The 15,383-nt window shown below is 41.7% G+C and carries 17 protein-coding genes; 7 read left to right on the top strand and 10 right to left on the bottom strand.

All coding sequences use genetic code 11. The annotated features are described in order from the left end of the window. Nucleotides 1–14: 14 nt before the first annotated feature. From Q7657_RS13810 to sdhC, 4 genes are read right to left on the bottom strand one after another with little or no spacing between them, the layout of a single operon-like run. Nucleotides 15–728: a succinate dehydrogenase iron-sulfur subunit gene (locus Q7657_RS13810; RefSeq protein ID WP_008986547.1), complete on the bottom strand. Its 714-nt coding sequence runs from the start codon at nt 726–728 to the stop codon at nt 15–17. Nucleotides 729–743: 15 nt separating this feature from the next. Then, nucleotides 744–2,510, bottom strand: coding sequence for a succinate dehydrogenase flavoprotein subunit (gene sdhA, locus Q7657_RS13805; RefSeq protein ID WP_107164953.1), 1,767 nt, complete (start codon nt 2,508–2,510; stop codon nt 744–746). Next, nucleotides 2,511–2,858, bottom strand: a complete 348-nt coding sequence (gene sdhD, locus Q7657_RS13800; RefSeq protein ID WP_053988455.1) for a succinate dehydrogenase, hydrophobic membrane anchor protein — start codon at nt 2,856–2,858, stop codon at nt 2,511–2,513. It abuts the gene before it with no gap. Beyond that, nucleotides 2,852–3,253, bottom strand: coding sequence for a succinate dehydrogenase cytochrome b556 subunit (gene sdhC, locus Q7657_RS13795; protein WP_053988456.1), 402 nt, complete (start codon nt 3,251–3,253; stop codon nt 2,852–2,854). The genes sdhD and sdhC overlap by 7 nt, the downstream gene beginning before the upstream one ends. 390 nt (nt 3,254–3,643) lie before the next feature. Here sdhC and Q7657_RS13790 point away from each other — a divergent pair, with 390 nt between their 5' ends. Next, on the top strand, nt 3,644–4,933 hold the full coding sequence (locus tag Q7657_RS13790; protein WP_107164952.1) for a citrate synthase: 1,290 nt from the start codon (nt 3,644–3,646) through the stop codon (nt 4,931–4,933). 72 nt (nt 4,934–5,005) lie between these two features. Here the strand turns inward: Q7657_RS13790 and Q7657_RS13785 are convergent, their stop codons facing one another. Together Q7657_RS13785 and Q7657_RS13780 are read right to left on the bottom strand one after the other, a co-directional pair. Further along, complete coding sequence (locus tag Q7657_RS13785) at nt 5,006–5,764, bottom strand: Nif3-like dinuclear metal center hexameric protein (RefSeq protein ID WP_107164951.1); 759 nt, start codon at nt 5,762–5,764, stop codon at nt 5,006–5,008. A gap of 148 nt (nt 5,765–5,912) precedes the next feature. Continuing rightward, complete coding sequence (locus tag Q7657_RS13780; protein ID WP_107164950.1) at nt 5,913–6,110, bottom strand: DUF2517 family protein; 198 nt, start codon at nt 6,108–6,110, stop codon at nt 5,913–5,915. Between the two features lie 91 nt (nt 6,111–6,201). Between Q7657_RS13780 and Q7657_RS13775 the strand changes: the two genes are divergently transcribed. Then, nucleotides 6,202–7,020 (top strand): DUF1853 family protein, encoded by an 819-nt coding sequence (locus Q7657_RS13775; RefSeq protein WP_498827395.1) that lies wholly within the window; start codon nt 6,202–6,204, stop codon nt 7,018–7,020. 58 nt (nt 7,021–7,078) lie between these two features. Here Q7657_RS13775 and pgm read toward each other — a convergent pair whose 3' ends face one another. Beyond that, nucleotides 7,079–8,725 carry a phosphoglucomutase (alpha-D-glucose-1,6-bisphosphate-dependent) gene (gene pgm / locus Q7657_RS13770; RefSeq protein WP_107164948.1) on the bottom strand — a complete coding sequence of 549 codons (1,647 nt, stop codon included), beginning with the start codon at nt 8,723–8,725 and terminating at the stop codon, nt 7,079–7,081. A gap of 38 nt (nt 8,726–8,763) precedes the next feature. Further along, nucleotides 8,764–9,306 carry a replication initiation negative regulator SeqA gene (seqA, locus tag Q7657_RS13765; protein WP_053988661.1) on the bottom strand — a complete coding sequence of 181 codons (543 nt, stop codon included), beginning with the start codon at nt 9,304–9,306 and terminating at the stop codon, nt 8,764–8,766. Nucleotides 9,307–9,410: 104 nt separating this feature from the next. Here seqA and Q7657_RS13760 point away from each other — a divergent pair, with 104 nt between their 5' ends. From Q7657_RS13760 to fldA, 3 genes are all read left to right on the top strand, one after another. Further along, nucleotides 9,411–10,175, top strand: a complete 765-nt coding sequence (locus Q7657_RS13760) for an alpha/beta fold hydrolase (protein WP_107164947.1) — start codon at nt 9,411–9,413, stop codon at nt 10,173–10,175. Nucleotides 10,176–10,302: 127 nt separating this feature from the next. Further along, nucleotides 10,303–10,521 carry a DUF2788 domain-containing protein gene (locus Q7657_RS13755; protein ID WP_053988463.1) on the top strand — a complete coding sequence of 73 codons (219 nt, stop codon included), beginning with the start codon at nt 10,303–10,305 and terminating at the stop codon, nt 10,519–10,521. 193 nt (nt 10,522–10,714) lie between these two features. Next, entirely contained in the window at nt 10,715–11,242 is a 528-nt protein-coding gene (gene fldA / locus Q7657_RS13750) for a flavodoxin FldA (RefSeq protein ID WP_107164946.1), read from the top strand. Between the two features lie 42 nt (nt 11,243–11,284). On the opposite strand, the gene Q7657_RS13745 is transcribed toward fldA, so the two are convergent. Beyond that, nucleotides 11,285–11,803, bottom strand: coding sequence for a DUF4442 domain-containing protein (locus Q7657_RS13745; RefSeq protein WP_107165202.1), 519 nt, complete (start codon nt 11,801–11,803; stop codon nt 11,285–11,287). A gap of 194 nt (nt 11,804–11,997) precedes the next feature. On the opposite strand from Q7657_RS13745, the gene fur reads away from it, so the two are divergent. Beyond that, the gene (gene fur, locus Q7657_RS13740; RefSeq protein ID WP_053988465.1) at nt 11,998–12,444 is read left to right on the top strand and encodes a ferric iron uptake transcriptional regulator; all 447 of its coding nucleotides are present in this window, start codon (nt 11,998–12,000) and stop codon (nt 12,442–12,444) included. 145 nt (nt 12,445–12,589) lie between these two features. Further along, complete coding sequence (locus Q7657_RS13735) at nt 12,590–13,654, top strand: linear amide C-N hydrolase (protein ID WP_107164945.1); 1,065 nt, start codon at nt 12,590–12,592, stop codon at nt 13,652–13,654. Nucleotides 13,655–13,717: 63 nt separating this feature from the next. On the opposite strand, the gene glnS is transcribed toward Q7657_RS13735, so the two are convergent. Beyond that, a complete protein-coding gene (gene glnS, locus Q7657_RS13730) occupies nt 13,718–15,382 on the bottom strand; it encodes a glutamine--tRNA ligase (protein ID WP_107164944.1) in 1,665 nt (554 codons plus the stop codon). Nucleotide 15,383: the final 1 nt, after the last annotated feature.

Raw genomic sequence — 15,383 nt, 5'->3', positions numbered from 1 at the left:
TCGATATTATATTTTTAGACTGCGCGTTTAAGCAGCATAGATTTAATGTGACCAATCGCTTTTGTTGGATTTAGCCCTTTAGGACAAACATTTACACAGTTCATTATGCCATGGCAACGAAAAACACTAAATGCATCATCAAGATTTGATAATCGTTCATCTGTCGCAGTATCACGACTATCAATTAACCAACGATAGGCTGCCAATAACCCTGCAGGACCAATAAATTTATCAGGATTCCACCAGAATGATGGACAAGATGTTGAGCAACATGCACACATAATACATTCGTACAAGCCGTCTAAATGTGCACGATCTTCAGGTGCCTGAAGATTTTCACGCGCAGGAGGCACTGCACCATCGTCGATTAAGAAAGGTTTCACTTTCGCATAATTACTGTAGAACTGCTCCATGTCGATGATCAAATCACGGATCACAGGCAAGCCCGGTAATGGGCGAATAACAATCGTGCTACTTCCCGTTAAAGCTGATAATGGCGTAATACAAGCGAGGCCGTTTTTACCATTCATGTTGATACCATCAGAGCCACATACCCCTTCTCGACATGAGCGACGGAAAGCTAATGTTGGATCTTGCTCTTTTAACAAGATAAGTGCATCAAGCACCATCATGTCAGAGCCTTCTGGCACTTCAAGCGTATAACCTTTCATATGTGGTGCATTGTCCACATCCGGGTTATAGCGATAAATTGAGAAATTGAGTTTCATCTTAATAACCTCCCCTTAGTATGTACGCGCTTTCGGTGGGAAAGCTTCACGATGAACAGGTGACATATTTACATCACGCTTCGACATAGATTCAGTCTCAGGGTTGTAAATGGAGTGACATAACCAATTTTCATCGTCACGCTCAGGGAAGTCGAAACGCGCATGGGCACCACGGCTTTCTGTACGGTAATTAGCCGCGACAGCCGTTGCCATTGCTGTTTCCATTAAGTTTTCAAGCTCTAAACATTCAATACGTTGAGTATTAAATTCTGAAGAGGTGTCATCTAAGCGTGCTGTTTTCAGACGCTCACGAATTTCTTTCAGCTCTGTCAAACCTGTCGCCATCGCATCACCTTCACGGAATACCGAGAAGTTGTTTTGCATACATGTTTGTAGATCTTTACGAATTTGAACTGGGTCTTCACCCTTCTGAGTGCTATTCCAACGGTTAACTCGCGCAAGCGATGCTTCAATATCAGAATCCGTTGCAGGACGAGCTTCTGCTTGTGCCGCTAATGTTTCACCAAGATGTAAACCTGTCGCACGACCAAATACCACTAAATCAAGCAGTGAATTGCCACCTAAACGGTTTGCACCATGCACCGATACAGAAGCAATTTCACCACAGGCAAATAGACCTTGTACTTCTTCATCAACGCCAGATGCATTTTGTTTGAGAGCTTGACCTGAAACCTGCGTTGGTACCCCACCCATCATGTAGTGACAAGTAGGAATAACTGGGATTGGTTCTTTCACAGGATCAATATGAGCAAAGGTACGAGAAAGCTCACAGATACCCGGTAGACGTGATTCCAGAACATCTTTACCAAGGTGATCAAGTTTAAGCTTAATATGTGGGCCCCACGGACCATCACAACCACGTCCTTCGCGGATCTCAACCATCATTGAACGTGCAACCACGTCACGACCCGCTAAGTCTTTCGCATTCGGCGCGTAACGCTCCATAAAGCGTTCACCATCTTTATTAAGAAGATAACCACCTTCACCACGACAACCTTCTGTCACCAGTACACCGGCACCAGCGATACCTGTTGGGTGGAACTGCCACATTTCCATATCTTGCATTGGTACGCCTGCGCGAAGTGCCATACCAACACCATCACCTGTATTGATGTGTGCATTCGTTGTTGATGCGTAAATACGACCTGCACCACCAGTGGCAAGAATCGTTGCTTTAGATTTAAAGTAGCAAATCTCGCCTGTTTCCATACACAGGGCTGTACAACCTAAAATTGCACCATCTTGGTTTTTCACTAAATCTAGCGCATACCATTCAGAGAAAATCGTTGTTTGGTGCTTAATGTTTTGCTGATAAAGCGTATGAAGTAAGGCATGACCAGTTCGGTCAGCAGCAGCCGCTGTACGTGCAGCCTGCTCTCCACCAAATTCTTTAGACTGACCACCAAATGGGCGTTGATAAATGGTACCGTTATCAAAACGCGAAAACGGCAGCCCCATTTTTTCTAATTCAATAACTGACTTAGGACCATTCTGACACATGTATTCAATGGCATTTTGATCACCGATGTAATCAGAACCTTTTACAGTGTCATACATATGCCATTGCCAGTTATCTGGGTGTGAGTTACCTAGTGCTACAGTAATACCGCCTTGAGCAGATACAGTATGTGAGCGCGTAGGGAACACTTTTGATAACAAAGCACACTTTAGACCTTGCTCAGATATTTGTAATGCGGCACGCATACCCGCACCACCAGCGCCGATAACCACGGCATCAAATTCACGAACTGCAATGCTCACTTACGCACCCCACACAATAAAGAAACCTGCAAACAGGTAGACAAAAAGAACCGCTACGACAACAAACTGTAATCCCACTCTTAAAACAGCAGGTTTAATATAGTCTGTTAGCACTTGCCATAACCCAATCCATGCATGCACGAGGATCGAAACTAAAGCTAACATGGTAAAAACTTTGGTACTGATTTGGCTAAAAAATGCACTCCAAGTTTCAAACGTTAACTCAGGACCAAACGCAAAGAAACCGACCATATATACGGTGTAAAGGGTAAGAATGATCGCTGTAGCTCGGATCAATATAAAATCGTGAATACCATTACGGCCGACGGAAGATACGTTAGTTACCATACTAAGCCTCCTGCAAATACTGCTAGTACAGCGACAATTGCAAAGCTCACTTTGGCACTTGCAATGCCTGTTTCCATTTCTTCGAAATAACCTAAATCCATCAACAAGTGACGAACACCTAACACAATGTGATAAAACAATGCTGTCAGTACGCCCCACAGAACAAATTTCACAAAAAAGCCATCTGTAATATTGGCAGCAGCAGTGAATCCTTCAGGGGAAGATAAAGATAGGTTTAGCAGCCATAGCAAGATGGCAAGGGATACGAATGTAATCACGCCTGAAACGCGGTGTAGGATTGACGCTATCGCAGTTAGCGGGAAGCGTATGGTTTGCAGGTCGAGATTAACAGGTCTTGGCTTATTTACTTTCACGGTTTGCCCACTCAGCTCCATTGAAGCAATTTATTTTTATTTAAACTCTCTGAGATATACGTACAAGCCAGCAAACAAGCGCAAACAAAAATTCAATATTAGGTTATTATTATGTTGAGCAGACGTTTATAACGTCATTACCTAATTCTCATAACTGATTGACATCTTGGATGTAAAATCCTGGCGGTAGTATAACCAGAGACCTATCATCACTATACGCCCCGTAACATTCAAAAACAAACTCAGTTACATGATGTCAAACACGATTCTCACAAAATAATACTTTTTTGATAAAACTTATTAACAAGCGCACACAAAGAAGCACAAAAATTGACAAAGGATTCACCTAGCGGTACAACAAATGCACATCCGTATTGGATTAGGATTATAAAAATAGCAAAGGAGATTGTTATGGCAGATAAGAAAGCTACTCTTCATATTGAAGGGAAAGCACCTATCGAACTGCCGATTATCGGGGGCTCTGAAGGCCAAGATGTAATTGATGTGCGTAAACTTGGCGCAAACGGTTTTTTTACATTTGATCCAGGTTTTCTCGCAACAGCCTCGTGTGAATCTCAAATTACATACATTGATGGCGAGAAGGGAATTCTGCTACATCGCGGTTTCCCTATTGATCAATTAGCCAATCACGCAGACTACTTAGAAGTTTGTTATGTATTGTTATACGGTGAGGTCCCTACCCGAGCTGAATATGAGCAGTTTAGAACAACTGTTACACGTCATACGATGGTACACGAGCAAATTGCAAGCTTCTTCCATGGCTTCCGCCGAGATGCTCACCCGATGGCTGTAATGTGTGGTGTTGTAGGTGCTTTATCTGCGTTCTATCACGATTCTCTGGATATCAACAATGATACTCACCGTGAGATTGCTGCTTTTAGACTTTTATCTAAAATGCCAACGCTTGCGGCTATGTGCCATAAATATAACATTGGTCAACCGTTTATTTATCCACGTAACGACCTTGATTACGCAGAAAACTTCCTTCACATGATGTTCGCAACACCTTGTGAAGAATACGAAGTAAGCCCAGTTGTTGCACATGCAATGGATAAGATTTTCACCCTGCACGCTGATCATGAGCAGAATGCATCGACGTCTACAGTACGTCTTGCTGGTTCTTCTGGTGCTAACCCATTTGCTTGTATTGCAGCAGGTATTGCGTCACTTTGGGGACCTGCTCATGGTGGTGCAAACGAAGCTTGTCTGAAGATGCTTGAAGAAATCGGTAGTGTTGAAAACATTCCTGAATTCGTTGAACGTGCAAAAGATAAAGATGATCCATTCCGTCTAATGGGCTTTGGTCACCGCGTTTACAAAAACTATGACCCTCGTGCAACCGTTATGCGTGAAGCATGTCATGAAGTACTTGAAGAACTTAAAATTCAAGATCCACTACTTGATGTAGCTATGGAGCTTGAGCGTATTGCTCTATCTGATGAATACTTCATTAGCAAGAAACTATACCCGAATGTAGATTTCTACTCAGGTATTATCTTAAAAGCGATCGGTATTCCTGTATCGATGTTTACCGTAATTTTTGCGATGTCACGTACCATCGGTTGGATTGCGCATTGGAATGAAATGCACAGTGATCCAACAAACCGTATTGGTCGTCCTCGTCAGCTATATACTGGTAAAACACAGCGTGAATTTAAGCCTCTTCACGAACGTGAGTAAACACTTAAACCACGCAAATAAAAAGGTTGAGCCAAAAGCTCAACCTTTTTGTTATCTAAACGACAGATTCGATTAAACCGGATTATCAATATCAATAAAGGTAACATCGAAGCTATGCTCTTGCGCTAACCACTCGCCCAATGCTTTCACACCATAACGCTCTGTTGCATGGTGCCCTGCCGCGAAATAATGAATACCCAATTCACGTGCTGTATGAGTGGTTCTTTCTGAAACTTCACCAGAAATGAACGCGTCACACCCTTGTTGTGCTGCTAACTCAATGTAATCTTGACCGCCGCCCGTACACCACCCTATTTTCTTGATCAATTGTGGTTGCACTGGTGCAATGTGTAATGGCTCGCGCTGCAATGCCATCGCAATTCTTGCCGCAAAATCTTCACCTGAAATAGCTTGTTCTAACTCACCGTAAATCGCAACTGAACGTGGGTTACCTAGCTCTAAACCGCCAGTAATGTCTACCCCTAAACGTTGTGCTAACTGAACGTTATTACCCACTTGAGTATGCACATCTAGCGGTAAATGGTAAGCATAAAGATTAATACCATTTTCAATTAAGGCTTTAATGCGACGATATTTCATGCCGCGAATTTCAGCTGGCTCGCCTTTCCAGAAAAAGCCATGATGTACTAATAAAGCATCTGCCTTTTCTTCAATTGCACGATCAATGAGTGCCTGACAAGCCGTTACTCCAGTAATAATTTTTTTTACTTCCGTTTTACCTTCAACTTGCAACCCATTAGGACAATAATCTTTGATCAAGTGAGGAGAGAGAAACTCATTCAGTAACGCTTCAAGAGCAAAATTATTCATTGATGTTGTCCTTAATCTTCTAACTTAAGTCTTTTTAATACTATGGTATCAGTGTACTAAAGCTATCATGATATTAAGAGTTTTCTCTGCATTTACAGCAAACAAATGATATAAAAAAAGCCGCATCAGCAGCTTTTTATGGAAAATCTTATTTGAACCCTTGTTCAATTTTTTTAAGCCATACTGGCTGAGCACTGGTTTGTGTCCAGTAGCGGTGTAAGAAGCTGCCTAAACGTGTACGTTTATTAACAGGTAGCAGCAATAAAATAGGTAATGACAGAAGTCCTGCTAGTACCACAAAAATACGACGAAAAGTAATATTAAGCTTTGAATACTGAGTGTACATAACAGAACCCCTTTCTGGTCAAATCTAGTATTACTGTAATTGAGTTTATGAAATATTACTACAGATTTTCGGGTAAAATTCCGTCAAAATCATGCAAAAACCTCCTATAAAAGCGAGTTATGTAGAAATGTTACAAAATGAAATGGATACACAATTAACAAAGGACTATCTCGCTGTACTTAATATGCCTAGTTTGATCGCATCATATGACTATGTTTGTGATGATGCTTGGCTAGAGGCATTTAGAAAAAATGCGCAACTTCCTCCTCTTCAACCTTATTCAGGTAATCGCCGTTTAGGCTTCTACTATCAATGGTTATGGCAACAATTAATCATTCATCACCCTGATTACGAATTAATAGAAGAAGAAGTCCAACTCCATTGGGATAAACAAACCGTAGGCTCAATTGATTTTCTGGTGAAAAACTTACTCACAGGCGAAGTTGAGCATTGGGAAGTGGCTATCAAGTTTTATTTAGCCTTTGAACATCGCTGGCCAGGACCAAATGCTAAAGATAATTTAGATAAGAAAACAGCAAGAATGATTGAGCATCAACTCACGCTCAGTGAACATGACGCATTTACAAATACTTTTGATTTTATACCGACTAAACGTCGGCTAATTATGCAAGGGCGGTTATTTCACGCTTGGCCAAAACCACAACAAGGTTCAAGCATCAATATCAACCCAAACGCCGATACAGGGCTATGGTGTTATCAGTCTGATGCTGAAGGCATGACTTTAAAAACATTGACGAAAAAACAGTGGATAGCACCACCAGCATTTGTTGAACTTGAAGAATATCTTGATATAAGCCAGATAACAGTACCAATGCAAGCTATTGATAGTGAAAACAAGGTGTGGTTTGTGATGCCGAATCACTGGCCTCAGCATAACAGTGAACGATAGCCATAGTTCTTATATATAAAAAAACGCCCATATAGGGCGTTTTTCTTACTACAAGCGATTATAAGCCTGCGTCGGCAAAGACTTTACTTACAATTTCCTGTGCTTCTTGCTCGATAAGTGCTAGATGCTCTTTACCTTTAAAGCTTTCACAGTAAATCTTATAAATATCTTCTGTACCCGATGGACGAGCAGCAAACCAGCCGTTTTCAGTGGTCACTTTCAAGCCACCAATAGCAGCACCATTACCTGGCGCATGAGTCAAACGTGCCGTAATTGGCTCACCTGCTAAGGTTTCAGCAGAAACCATCTCAGGAGAAAGCTTACTTAATACTGCTTTTTGCTCTTTGTTCGCTACTGCTTGTAGACGAGAATACTCTGAATGACCAAACTTATCCGCCAACTCATCATAGTATTGTTGCGGTGTTTTGCCTGTTACCGCTGTAATTTCAGCAGCTAACAAACATAACAAAATACCGTCTTTATCTGTTGACCATGGTGTACCGTCTTTACGCAAGAAAGATGCGCCTGCACTTTCTTCACCACCAAAGCCTAACTTGCCACTGTATAAGCCATCAACAAACCATTTGAAGCCAACAGGCACTTCAACCAGTTCACGATCCAATGCTGCAACAACACGGTCAATCAACGCACTTGATACTAATGTTTTACCTACAGCAACTTGATCTGCCCAACCACTACGATGACGGAATAGGTAATCAATACATACCGCAAGGTAATGGTTCGGATTCATTAAACCTGCTGGCGTTACGATACCGTGACGATCGTAATCAGGGTCATTACCGAACGCAAGATCGTAGTTATCTTTGTAAGCTAATAAGCCTGCCATAGCGTAAGGTGATGAACAGTCCATACGTACTACGCCATCTTTATCTAATGACATAAAGCGGAATGATGGATCGATAGATTCATCGACTAACGTTAAATCAAGCGCGTAGTAAGCAGCGATTTGACGCCAGTATTCGATGCCCGAGCCACCTAGTGGGTCAACACCTAATTTCAACTCAGCTTTTTGAATTGCTTCCATGTCAATAACATTAACAAGATCAGCAACGTATGGTGCAACTAGATCTTGCTCAACCACAAGATCTGATACAAATGCTTCAGTGATAGCAACACGCTTAACATCGACTAAACCATTAGCAATGATTTCATTAGCACGACGCTCAATCGCTGTCGTTAACTCACTTTCAGCAGGACCACCATGAACAGGGTTATATTTAATACCGCCATCTTGAGGTGGATTATGTGATGGTGTGATCACGATACCATCGGCTTTCTCTTCGTGCGCTTTGTTATAACAAAGGATCGAATGAGAAATGCCAGGTGTTGGGGTATATCCCTTACCTTCTTGAATAACGACTTTTACATTGTTTGCAACAAGCACTTCCAATGTAGAAGTAAAAGCAGGCTCTGATAATGCATGGGTATCTTTACCAAGGAAAAGAGGCCCTGTCACGCCATTCGCCGCACGCACTTCAGCAACCGCTTGTGCGATAGCCCAAATATGGTGCTGGTTAAATGTGCCTTTATCTGCCGTTCCACGGTGACCCGAAGTACCAAACTCTACGCGTTGTGATGGGTCTTGAGCACTTGGCTCAATTAAGAAGTAATTGGCGATAAGTGCTGGAATATTATGCATATCTTCTTGCTGAGCACGTTGCCCAGCACGAGGATGAATAGCCATAGTTTTATCCTTGTTATTTTGACGTCAATATGCCGCGGTTAGATCTCGCCACATACCTTATCGATGATGTCAGAACCAAATCCCATTTTTGTCATTAACTGGTCAATCATTTGACGCTTACGCTCGGTATTCGTATTAGTGATAACCCAAAATGGTGTCGCAGGGATCGACTTTGGCTTAGTCGTTTTACCGCTTGCTAGCAATGTTTCTTCATCATGTGCGAAGTAAACACGAGTACGGCCTTTAATCGCAGCCGCTTCAGCAAAACTTTGTGCATCAATGCGGTATAGAGAAGACAAGATCATCATAAAACGACCAATTGCTTTTTCTTGTGCCGCAAATTCATCAGAGATCAACACTGCTCGCATTTCTTTTACGCGATCCATTGTTGGTTCGTTGCCAGCATCTTTACTCACAACAATTCCCTTAGGACGGACAGGCATTACTACAGCAGGTTGCTGCAGTTGCTCTTCAGGCACCATAAGCAACCGACGCAAAATATCAGAAGCGCTTTCACCAATATGCTGAGTCTGGCTAGCAATATAACGGTATAGCTCTTCGTCTACCTCAATAGTCTTCATCGTATTATTCATTATCGTTCCGTTTAAAAATCTGGGTACGATTATAGCTTGATCCGAGGTTATACTCTACGGTAAATACCACAACTAAATAGAGAAAATAGTCAGTGAATCTTCATTATCAGGTCGAAGGCGATGGAAAAACGATCATTTTGATCCATGGTTTATTCGGCAGCGCTGCTAATCTTGGCCTACTCGCAAGGTCATTGAAAAATAACTATAAAGTGATCAGCGTCGATTTACGTAATCACGGTTTATCACCACACTCAGATCATTTTACTTATCCAGATATGGCACAGGATGTCCTGAATGTGATCAATCACTTAGATATTGATCAATTTTCAGTGATTGGTCACTCAATGGGTGGAAAAGTAGCCATGGCATTGGCTGCATTAGCACCAAAACGCATGGAACATTTGGTTGTGCTTGATATGGCACCAGTGACCTACCAAGCCCATCGCCATCAAAATGTGTTTAACGGCTTACAAGAAGTGAATAAACATATCATCACTAAACGCAGTGAAGCAGAACATTACCTTGCTCAGTATGTCGAAGACGCAGGTGTTAGACAGTTCTTACTCAAGTCTTTAGCAAAACAAGATGACGCTTATCAGTGGCGTTTTAACGTTGATGGTATTATCGCAAACTACAATAACATTATGGGCTGGCAGCCAAGTGAAGCACCATTTATGGGGAAAACGTTATTCATCAAAGGCCAAGAATCTGACTATATCGTGCCGGAATATCGTGATGAAATCATGCGTCAATTTCCTCATGCAAAAGCCCATATGGTGGCAAATACAGGTCATTGGTTGCATGCAGAAAAGCCAGAAGCCGTGACTCGCATCATTACCAACTTCCTTGAAAAGTAACTCTTTTTCTATTTTATATCCCATTGTTAGCCTGCTCACTAGCAATGGGATATTCCCCTTCTGAACTATTAAATCCCTTTTTCGACTATGCTATAGTCTCATTTAGCTCAATAACAAAGGATTTGTTATGCTTTACGAATACATGGATTTGATTGAGTCCATCGGATTAGACCTTGTTTTTGCCGCTATTTTTTTCTTTATTGGTATGGCAATAAAAGACGTTTTAAAACAAGGTAATGTTCCACCTTTTGGACAAAAGATTGTCTGGCTTGTATTATTCCTCGGTTGTGCTGGCTTTATTGCTAAAGGAATAATTCAGCTAAGTTGGGAAGGTAGCGGTATTTGATCACACCGCAGTTTTGTGTAATTTATGCTGCTTATCTCAACACCTAAGACTAGATTCTTGCGGACAATGCAACTGTTTAGACGAAAAAACAGACAAAACGTCAGTAAACAGTAATTATCATTGCACCGTTTCGACTGATTTCTGTAAACTGCAACGCAGCAGTTAACTATTTTATATACGGGTAATCTCTACTATGGCGAGCGTTGGACTCTTCTTTGGTAGCGACACAGGTAATACCGAAGCTGTCGCTAAAATGATCCAGAAACAACTTGGCGACAAGCTAGTTGAAGTAAAAGATATCGCAAAAAGCAGCAAAGAAGATATCGACAATTTTGATCTGTTACTACTAGGTATCCCTACTTGGTACTACGGTGAACCACAATGTGATTGGGATGACTTCTTCCCAGAGCTTGAACAAGTTGATTTCTCAACCAAGCTAGTGGCTATCTTTGGTTGTGGTGACCAAGAAGATTACGCAGAATACTTCTGTGATGCGATGGGTACTGTACGTGATATCGTTGAAGGTCGCGGTGCTACTATCGTTGGTAACTTCTCAACTGAAGGTTTTGAGTTTGAAGCATCAAAAGCCCTTGTTGATGACAACCACTTCGTAGGTCTATGTATTGATGAAGATCGCCAACCAGAGCTAACAGCACAACGTGTTAAGCAATGGGTTGATCAAATTTATGATGAAATGTGCCTAGCAGAACTTGCTGACTAATCATAGATACATCAAAAAAACGCGCTGATTTAGCGCGTTTTTTTATATCTCATTCCCCAGTGATGACTCTGATATCTGCTCTTTAATCTCTCTATTCTTGCGATATTCAGGCTTCTTTCTCACATACAGAGTTCGTTGCACCTGCGATACCAACTCACCCTTATTATTTAGTACATTCACAGTAAAAGACGGAAAGTACTTATCACCGTATTCCGTAGCTTGTTTAATCGCATCAATACATTGCTCTGAAATCACAAAATCAGCGGTTAAGTCACTATCACCAGGCTGAATAAAGTTAATACTTGCCTGCTTATCCCAGATAAAATATTGCTGACCTAAGATCCCCATTAGCATTAGCGAGTACACAGGATCTGTCAGTGAAAAGATACTGCCGCCATATTGGGTTCGATTTGCATTTTTATTCCACCAGCGTAATTTTAACGTTATTTTAACAAATCTAAAATCATCACTGATAGAAACAATTTTAATGCCAGAGCCCCAAAATGGCGGCCATAAATTAAGTGCATATTTGACCACACTTGGCTTATAGACGTTAAACAATGTAAAAGCCCCCGTCTGGTACGATGAGTTTATGCTTACATATTTTTTACATATATTCAAACACTAGAAATTATACATATCTCCTAGATTCCAGAACTTTTAAGGTTTATTGTTATCCTTGCGTCACTTATAATGGATAGAAATGAGAAAGACTACTGCAACACTTTTTTGCGGATAGCCAATAGGAAATTTTGATGTCAGATAATAATCATGCGCTAAAACAAGCAGGCCTAAAAGTTACTCTTCCACGCCTTAAAATTTTGGAAGTACTGCAAGAACCTGATTGCCAACATATCAGTGCTGAAGACTTGTACAAAAAGCTTATCGATATTGGCGAAGAAATTGGCCTTGCGACTGTTTACCGTGTACTAAACCAATTCGATGATGCTGGCATTGTTACGCGCCATCACTTTGAAGGTGGTAAGTCTGTATTTGAACTTGCAACTCAACACCACCACGATCACCTTGTTTGTTTAGATTGTGGCAAAGTGATCGAATTTTCAGACGACATCATTGAAGAACGCCAAAAGCAGATTGCAGCAAGCTTTAATGTTCGCCTAACTAACCACAGCCTGTACCTATATGGTCACTGCATGGAAGGTGATTGTAATACCGATGATACGCTGCACGATCCAAAATAAATAATTTGAAAAAGCCAGTGGTTGTTCACTGGCTTTTTTATTGCTACTCAGATCACTTTTCAAACATTGTTACAATAATCTACAAGCCCTTTCATTACTTTCCGCTTATATCTATAAATCCGCATTATTTATATGGATGTTATAGATGAACGTAAAACCTCTCGCATTAGCGCTAATTACCACTTTTTCCTTATCAAGTATGATTTCAACTGCTAATGCTTGTACCCGTGTTCTTTGGGAGACAAAAGATCACGGTACGTTTGTATCGCGTACAATGGACTGGTCTGAATCGACTAATCCTTATCTTGCAAACTTCCCTCAAGGTACAGAGTATTCCACGCATTTAAGTCACGAAAATATGGTGGTATCTAAATATGCCGTTACCGGTATTACCGCGTATGGAATCATTGTTGACGGCATTAACTCAGAAGGACTGTCAGGCAACGTGCTATATGATGCGGGGATGGATTTAGGCAAGGATAACAATAAGCAAACTGATGGCGCGATTACCTACCTTCGACACTTACTTTCTCAATATAAAACCGTTGATGAAGTAGTTAAAGCCACTTCAATTATGGCACCAAATGAAGAGCTCATCGATGGCGTTCCTATCCGTATTGCTCTGCATATTTCTTTCCAAGATCCTTCTGGTGACAGTGCTATTTTAGAATGGCGTGATGGCAAACCACAAATATGGCATGGCAAGCAATATACCGTGATGACCAATCAGCCAGATTATGCCCAGCATCTTGCTAACGTTGAGCGCTCAGCACGTGGGTGGGGAGAGCAAGATAAACAGTGGAGCCAAACCAATCTTGGTACGGGTGGTAATACCAACCCAGAAGATCGTTTTATCCATACCACCTACTTCTCCAAGCATTTAACAGAGCCTAGCAGCATTACTAACGGCATTGTGAAATTAGACTCAACGCTATTTCGCATTCCACACGATGCGCCTAACCGCCCTGTAAACGGCACGATGGCAGGCTATGCCACAGAATACTCGGTTAATCGCCATCTACAATCTGGCGAGACATTTATCCGCTACCAATGGGGAGATGTGTACAGCCAGTTTAAGTACAACACTCAACAGATCCAACAATCTAATAAGCTGATTTTCTTCAAAATAAGTAGCGCTGATCTCATGGGTGATATAACTCAACAAATCATCGATTCTGGTCGTACTATCGAAACAGAAACCAATCAGTAATCACCAATAAAAAAGCCGCATCACAGGATGCGGCTTTTTCTTAGCATAAATCAGCAATAATCATTATTCGCCAATTTTAGCCCAAGTATCACGTAGACCAACAGTACGGTTAAACACTAGATGCTCAGGGCTTGAGTCTTTGTTATCCGCACAGAAGTAACCCATACGCTCAAACTGGTATGCTTTTTCAGCTTCAGCAGCAACCAATGATGGCTCTACAAAGCCCTTCACTACTGTTAGTGATTCAGGGTTGATCACTGATACGAAATCATCTGCAGCACCTGGGTTTGGCACTGTAAATAGACGATCGTATAGACGAATTTCAGCAGCAACACCCGCTTCTGCTGATACCCAGTGAATAACACCTTTTACTTTACGACCGTCAGCTGGGTTCTTACCTAGCGTTTCGTTATCGTAAGTACAGAAGATAGTAGTGATGTTACCTTCTGCATCTTTTTCGATACGTTCAGCTTTGATCACGTAAGCACCGCGTAGACGTACTTCTTTACCTAGTACTAGACGCTTGTACTTCTTGTTACCTTCTTCACGGAAATCTTCACGCTCGATGTATAGCTCACGGCTAAACGGCACTTCACGAGAACCCATTTCTGGTTTGTTCGGGTGATTTGCAACAGTTAGCATTTCTGTCTCACCGTCAAAGTTTTCAATCACAACTTTAACAGGATCAAGTACTGCCATTGCACGTGGTGCGTTTTCGTTTAGATCGTCACGAATACAAGATTCTAGTGAGCTAATCTCGATAGTGTTGTCTTGCTTAGTCACACCGATACGCTTACAGAATTCACGCATAGATGCTGGCGTAAAGCCACGACGACGTAGACCAGAAATAGTTGGCATACGTGGATCATCCCAACCATCAACCAATTTCTCAGTAACAAGTTGGTTTAGCTTACGCTTAGACATCACAGTGTATTCAAGGTTTAGACGGCTAAACTCATACTGGTGCGGTGTACAATCGATAGTGATGTTTTCAAGAACCCAATCGTATAGACGACGGTTGTCCATGAACTCAAGTGTACAGATAGAGTGCGTAATGCCCTCTAACGCATCAGAAATACAGTGCGTGAAGTCGTACATTGGGTAAATGCACCACTTGTCACCTGTTTGGTGGTGAGTCGCAAAACGTACACGATAGATCACAGGATCGCGCATAACCATGAATGGTGATGCCATATCGATCTTCGCACGAAGACACATCTTGCCTTCTTCAACTTCGCCGTTCTTCATTTTTTCGAACAGCGCTAAATTTTCTTCAACGCTACGATCACGGTATGGGCTATGCTTACCCGGCTCAGTTAGTGTGCCACGGTACTCACGCATCTGCTCTGGACTTAGCTCATCAACGTACGCTAAGCCTTTATTAATTAATTCAATTGCGAACCCGTATAGCTTATCGAAGTAGTTTGATGAATAACAAATCTCACCGCTCCACTCAAAGCCCAACCAGTTAACATCGTTCTTAATAGACTCAACGTATTCGATGTCTTCTTTCTCAGGGTTTGTATCATCAAAACGAAGATTACATTGGCCCTGATAGTCCTGAGCAATACCGAAGTTCAAACAAATAGATTTCGCATGACCGATGTGCAGGTAACCATTTGGCTCCGGCGGGAATCGGGTATGTACGCTTGTATGTTTGCCACTTGCTAAATCCGCATCAATGATTTGGCGGATAAAGTTAGTTGGACGAGCTTCAGATTCACTCATC

It is taken from the genome of Candidatus Photobacterium acropomis, from assembly GCF_030685555.1.
Classification (GTDB): Bacteria; Pseudomonadota; Gammaproteobacteria; order Enterobacterales; family Vibrionaceae; genus Photobacterium; species Photobacterium lucens.
This window is presented reverse-complemented; position numbering and strand designations above follow the sequence as displayed.

Coding starts and splice junctions, on each gene's coding strand:
- Q7657_RS13735 (WP_107164945.1), top strand. CDS start 12,590: ATGAACGTAAAACCTCTCGCATTAGCGCTAATTACCACTTTTTCCTTA.
- Q7657_RS13785 (WP_107164951.1), bottom strand. CDS start 5,764: ATGAATAATTTTGCTCTTGAAGCGTTACTGAATGAGTTTCTCTCTCCT.
- Q7657_RS13775 (WP_498827395.1), top strand. CDS start 6,202: ATGCAAAAACCTCCTATAAAAGCGAGTTATGTAGAAATGTTACAAAAT.
- Q7657_RS13810 (WP_008986547.1), bottom strand. CDS start 728: ATGAAACTCAATTTCTCAATTTATCGCTATAACCCGGATGTGGACAAT.
- pgm (WP_107164948.1), bottom strand. CDS start 8,725: ATGGCTATTCATCCTCGTGCTGGGCAACGTGCTCAGCAAGAAGATATG.
- sdhC (WP_053988456.1), bottom strand. CDS start 3,253: ATGGAGCTGAGTGGGCAAACCGTGAAAGTAAATAAGCCAAGACCTGTT.
- fur (WP_053988465.1), top strand. CDS start 11,998: ATGTCAGATAATAATCATGCGCTAAAACAAGCAGGCCTAAAAGTTACT.
- Q7657_RS13780 (WP_107164950.1), bottom strand. CDS start 6,110: ATGTACACTCAGTATTCAAAGCTTAATATTACTTTTCGTCGTATTTTT.
- seqA (WP_053988661.1), bottom strand. CDS start 9,306: ATGAAGACTATTGAGGTAGACGAAGAGCTATACCGTTATATTGCTAGC.
- fldA (WP_107164946.1), top strand. CDS start 10,715: ATGGCGAGCGTTGGACTCTTCTTTGGTAGCGACACAGGTAATACCGAA.
- Q7657_RS13790 (WP_107164952.1), top strand. CDS start 3,644: ATGGCAGATAAGAAAGCTACTCTTCATATTGAAGGGAAAGCACCTATC.
- Q7657_RS13755 (WP_053988463.1), top strand. CDS start 10,303: ATGCTTTACGAATACATGGATTTGATTGAGTCCATCGGATTAGACCTT.
- sdhD (WP_053988455.1), bottom strand. CDS start 2,858: ATGGTAACTAACGTATCTTCCGTCGGCCGTAATGGTATTCACGATTTT.
- glnS (WP_107164944.1), bottom strand. CDS start 15,382: ATGAGTGAATCTGAAGCTCGTCCAACTAACTTTATCCGCCAAATCATT.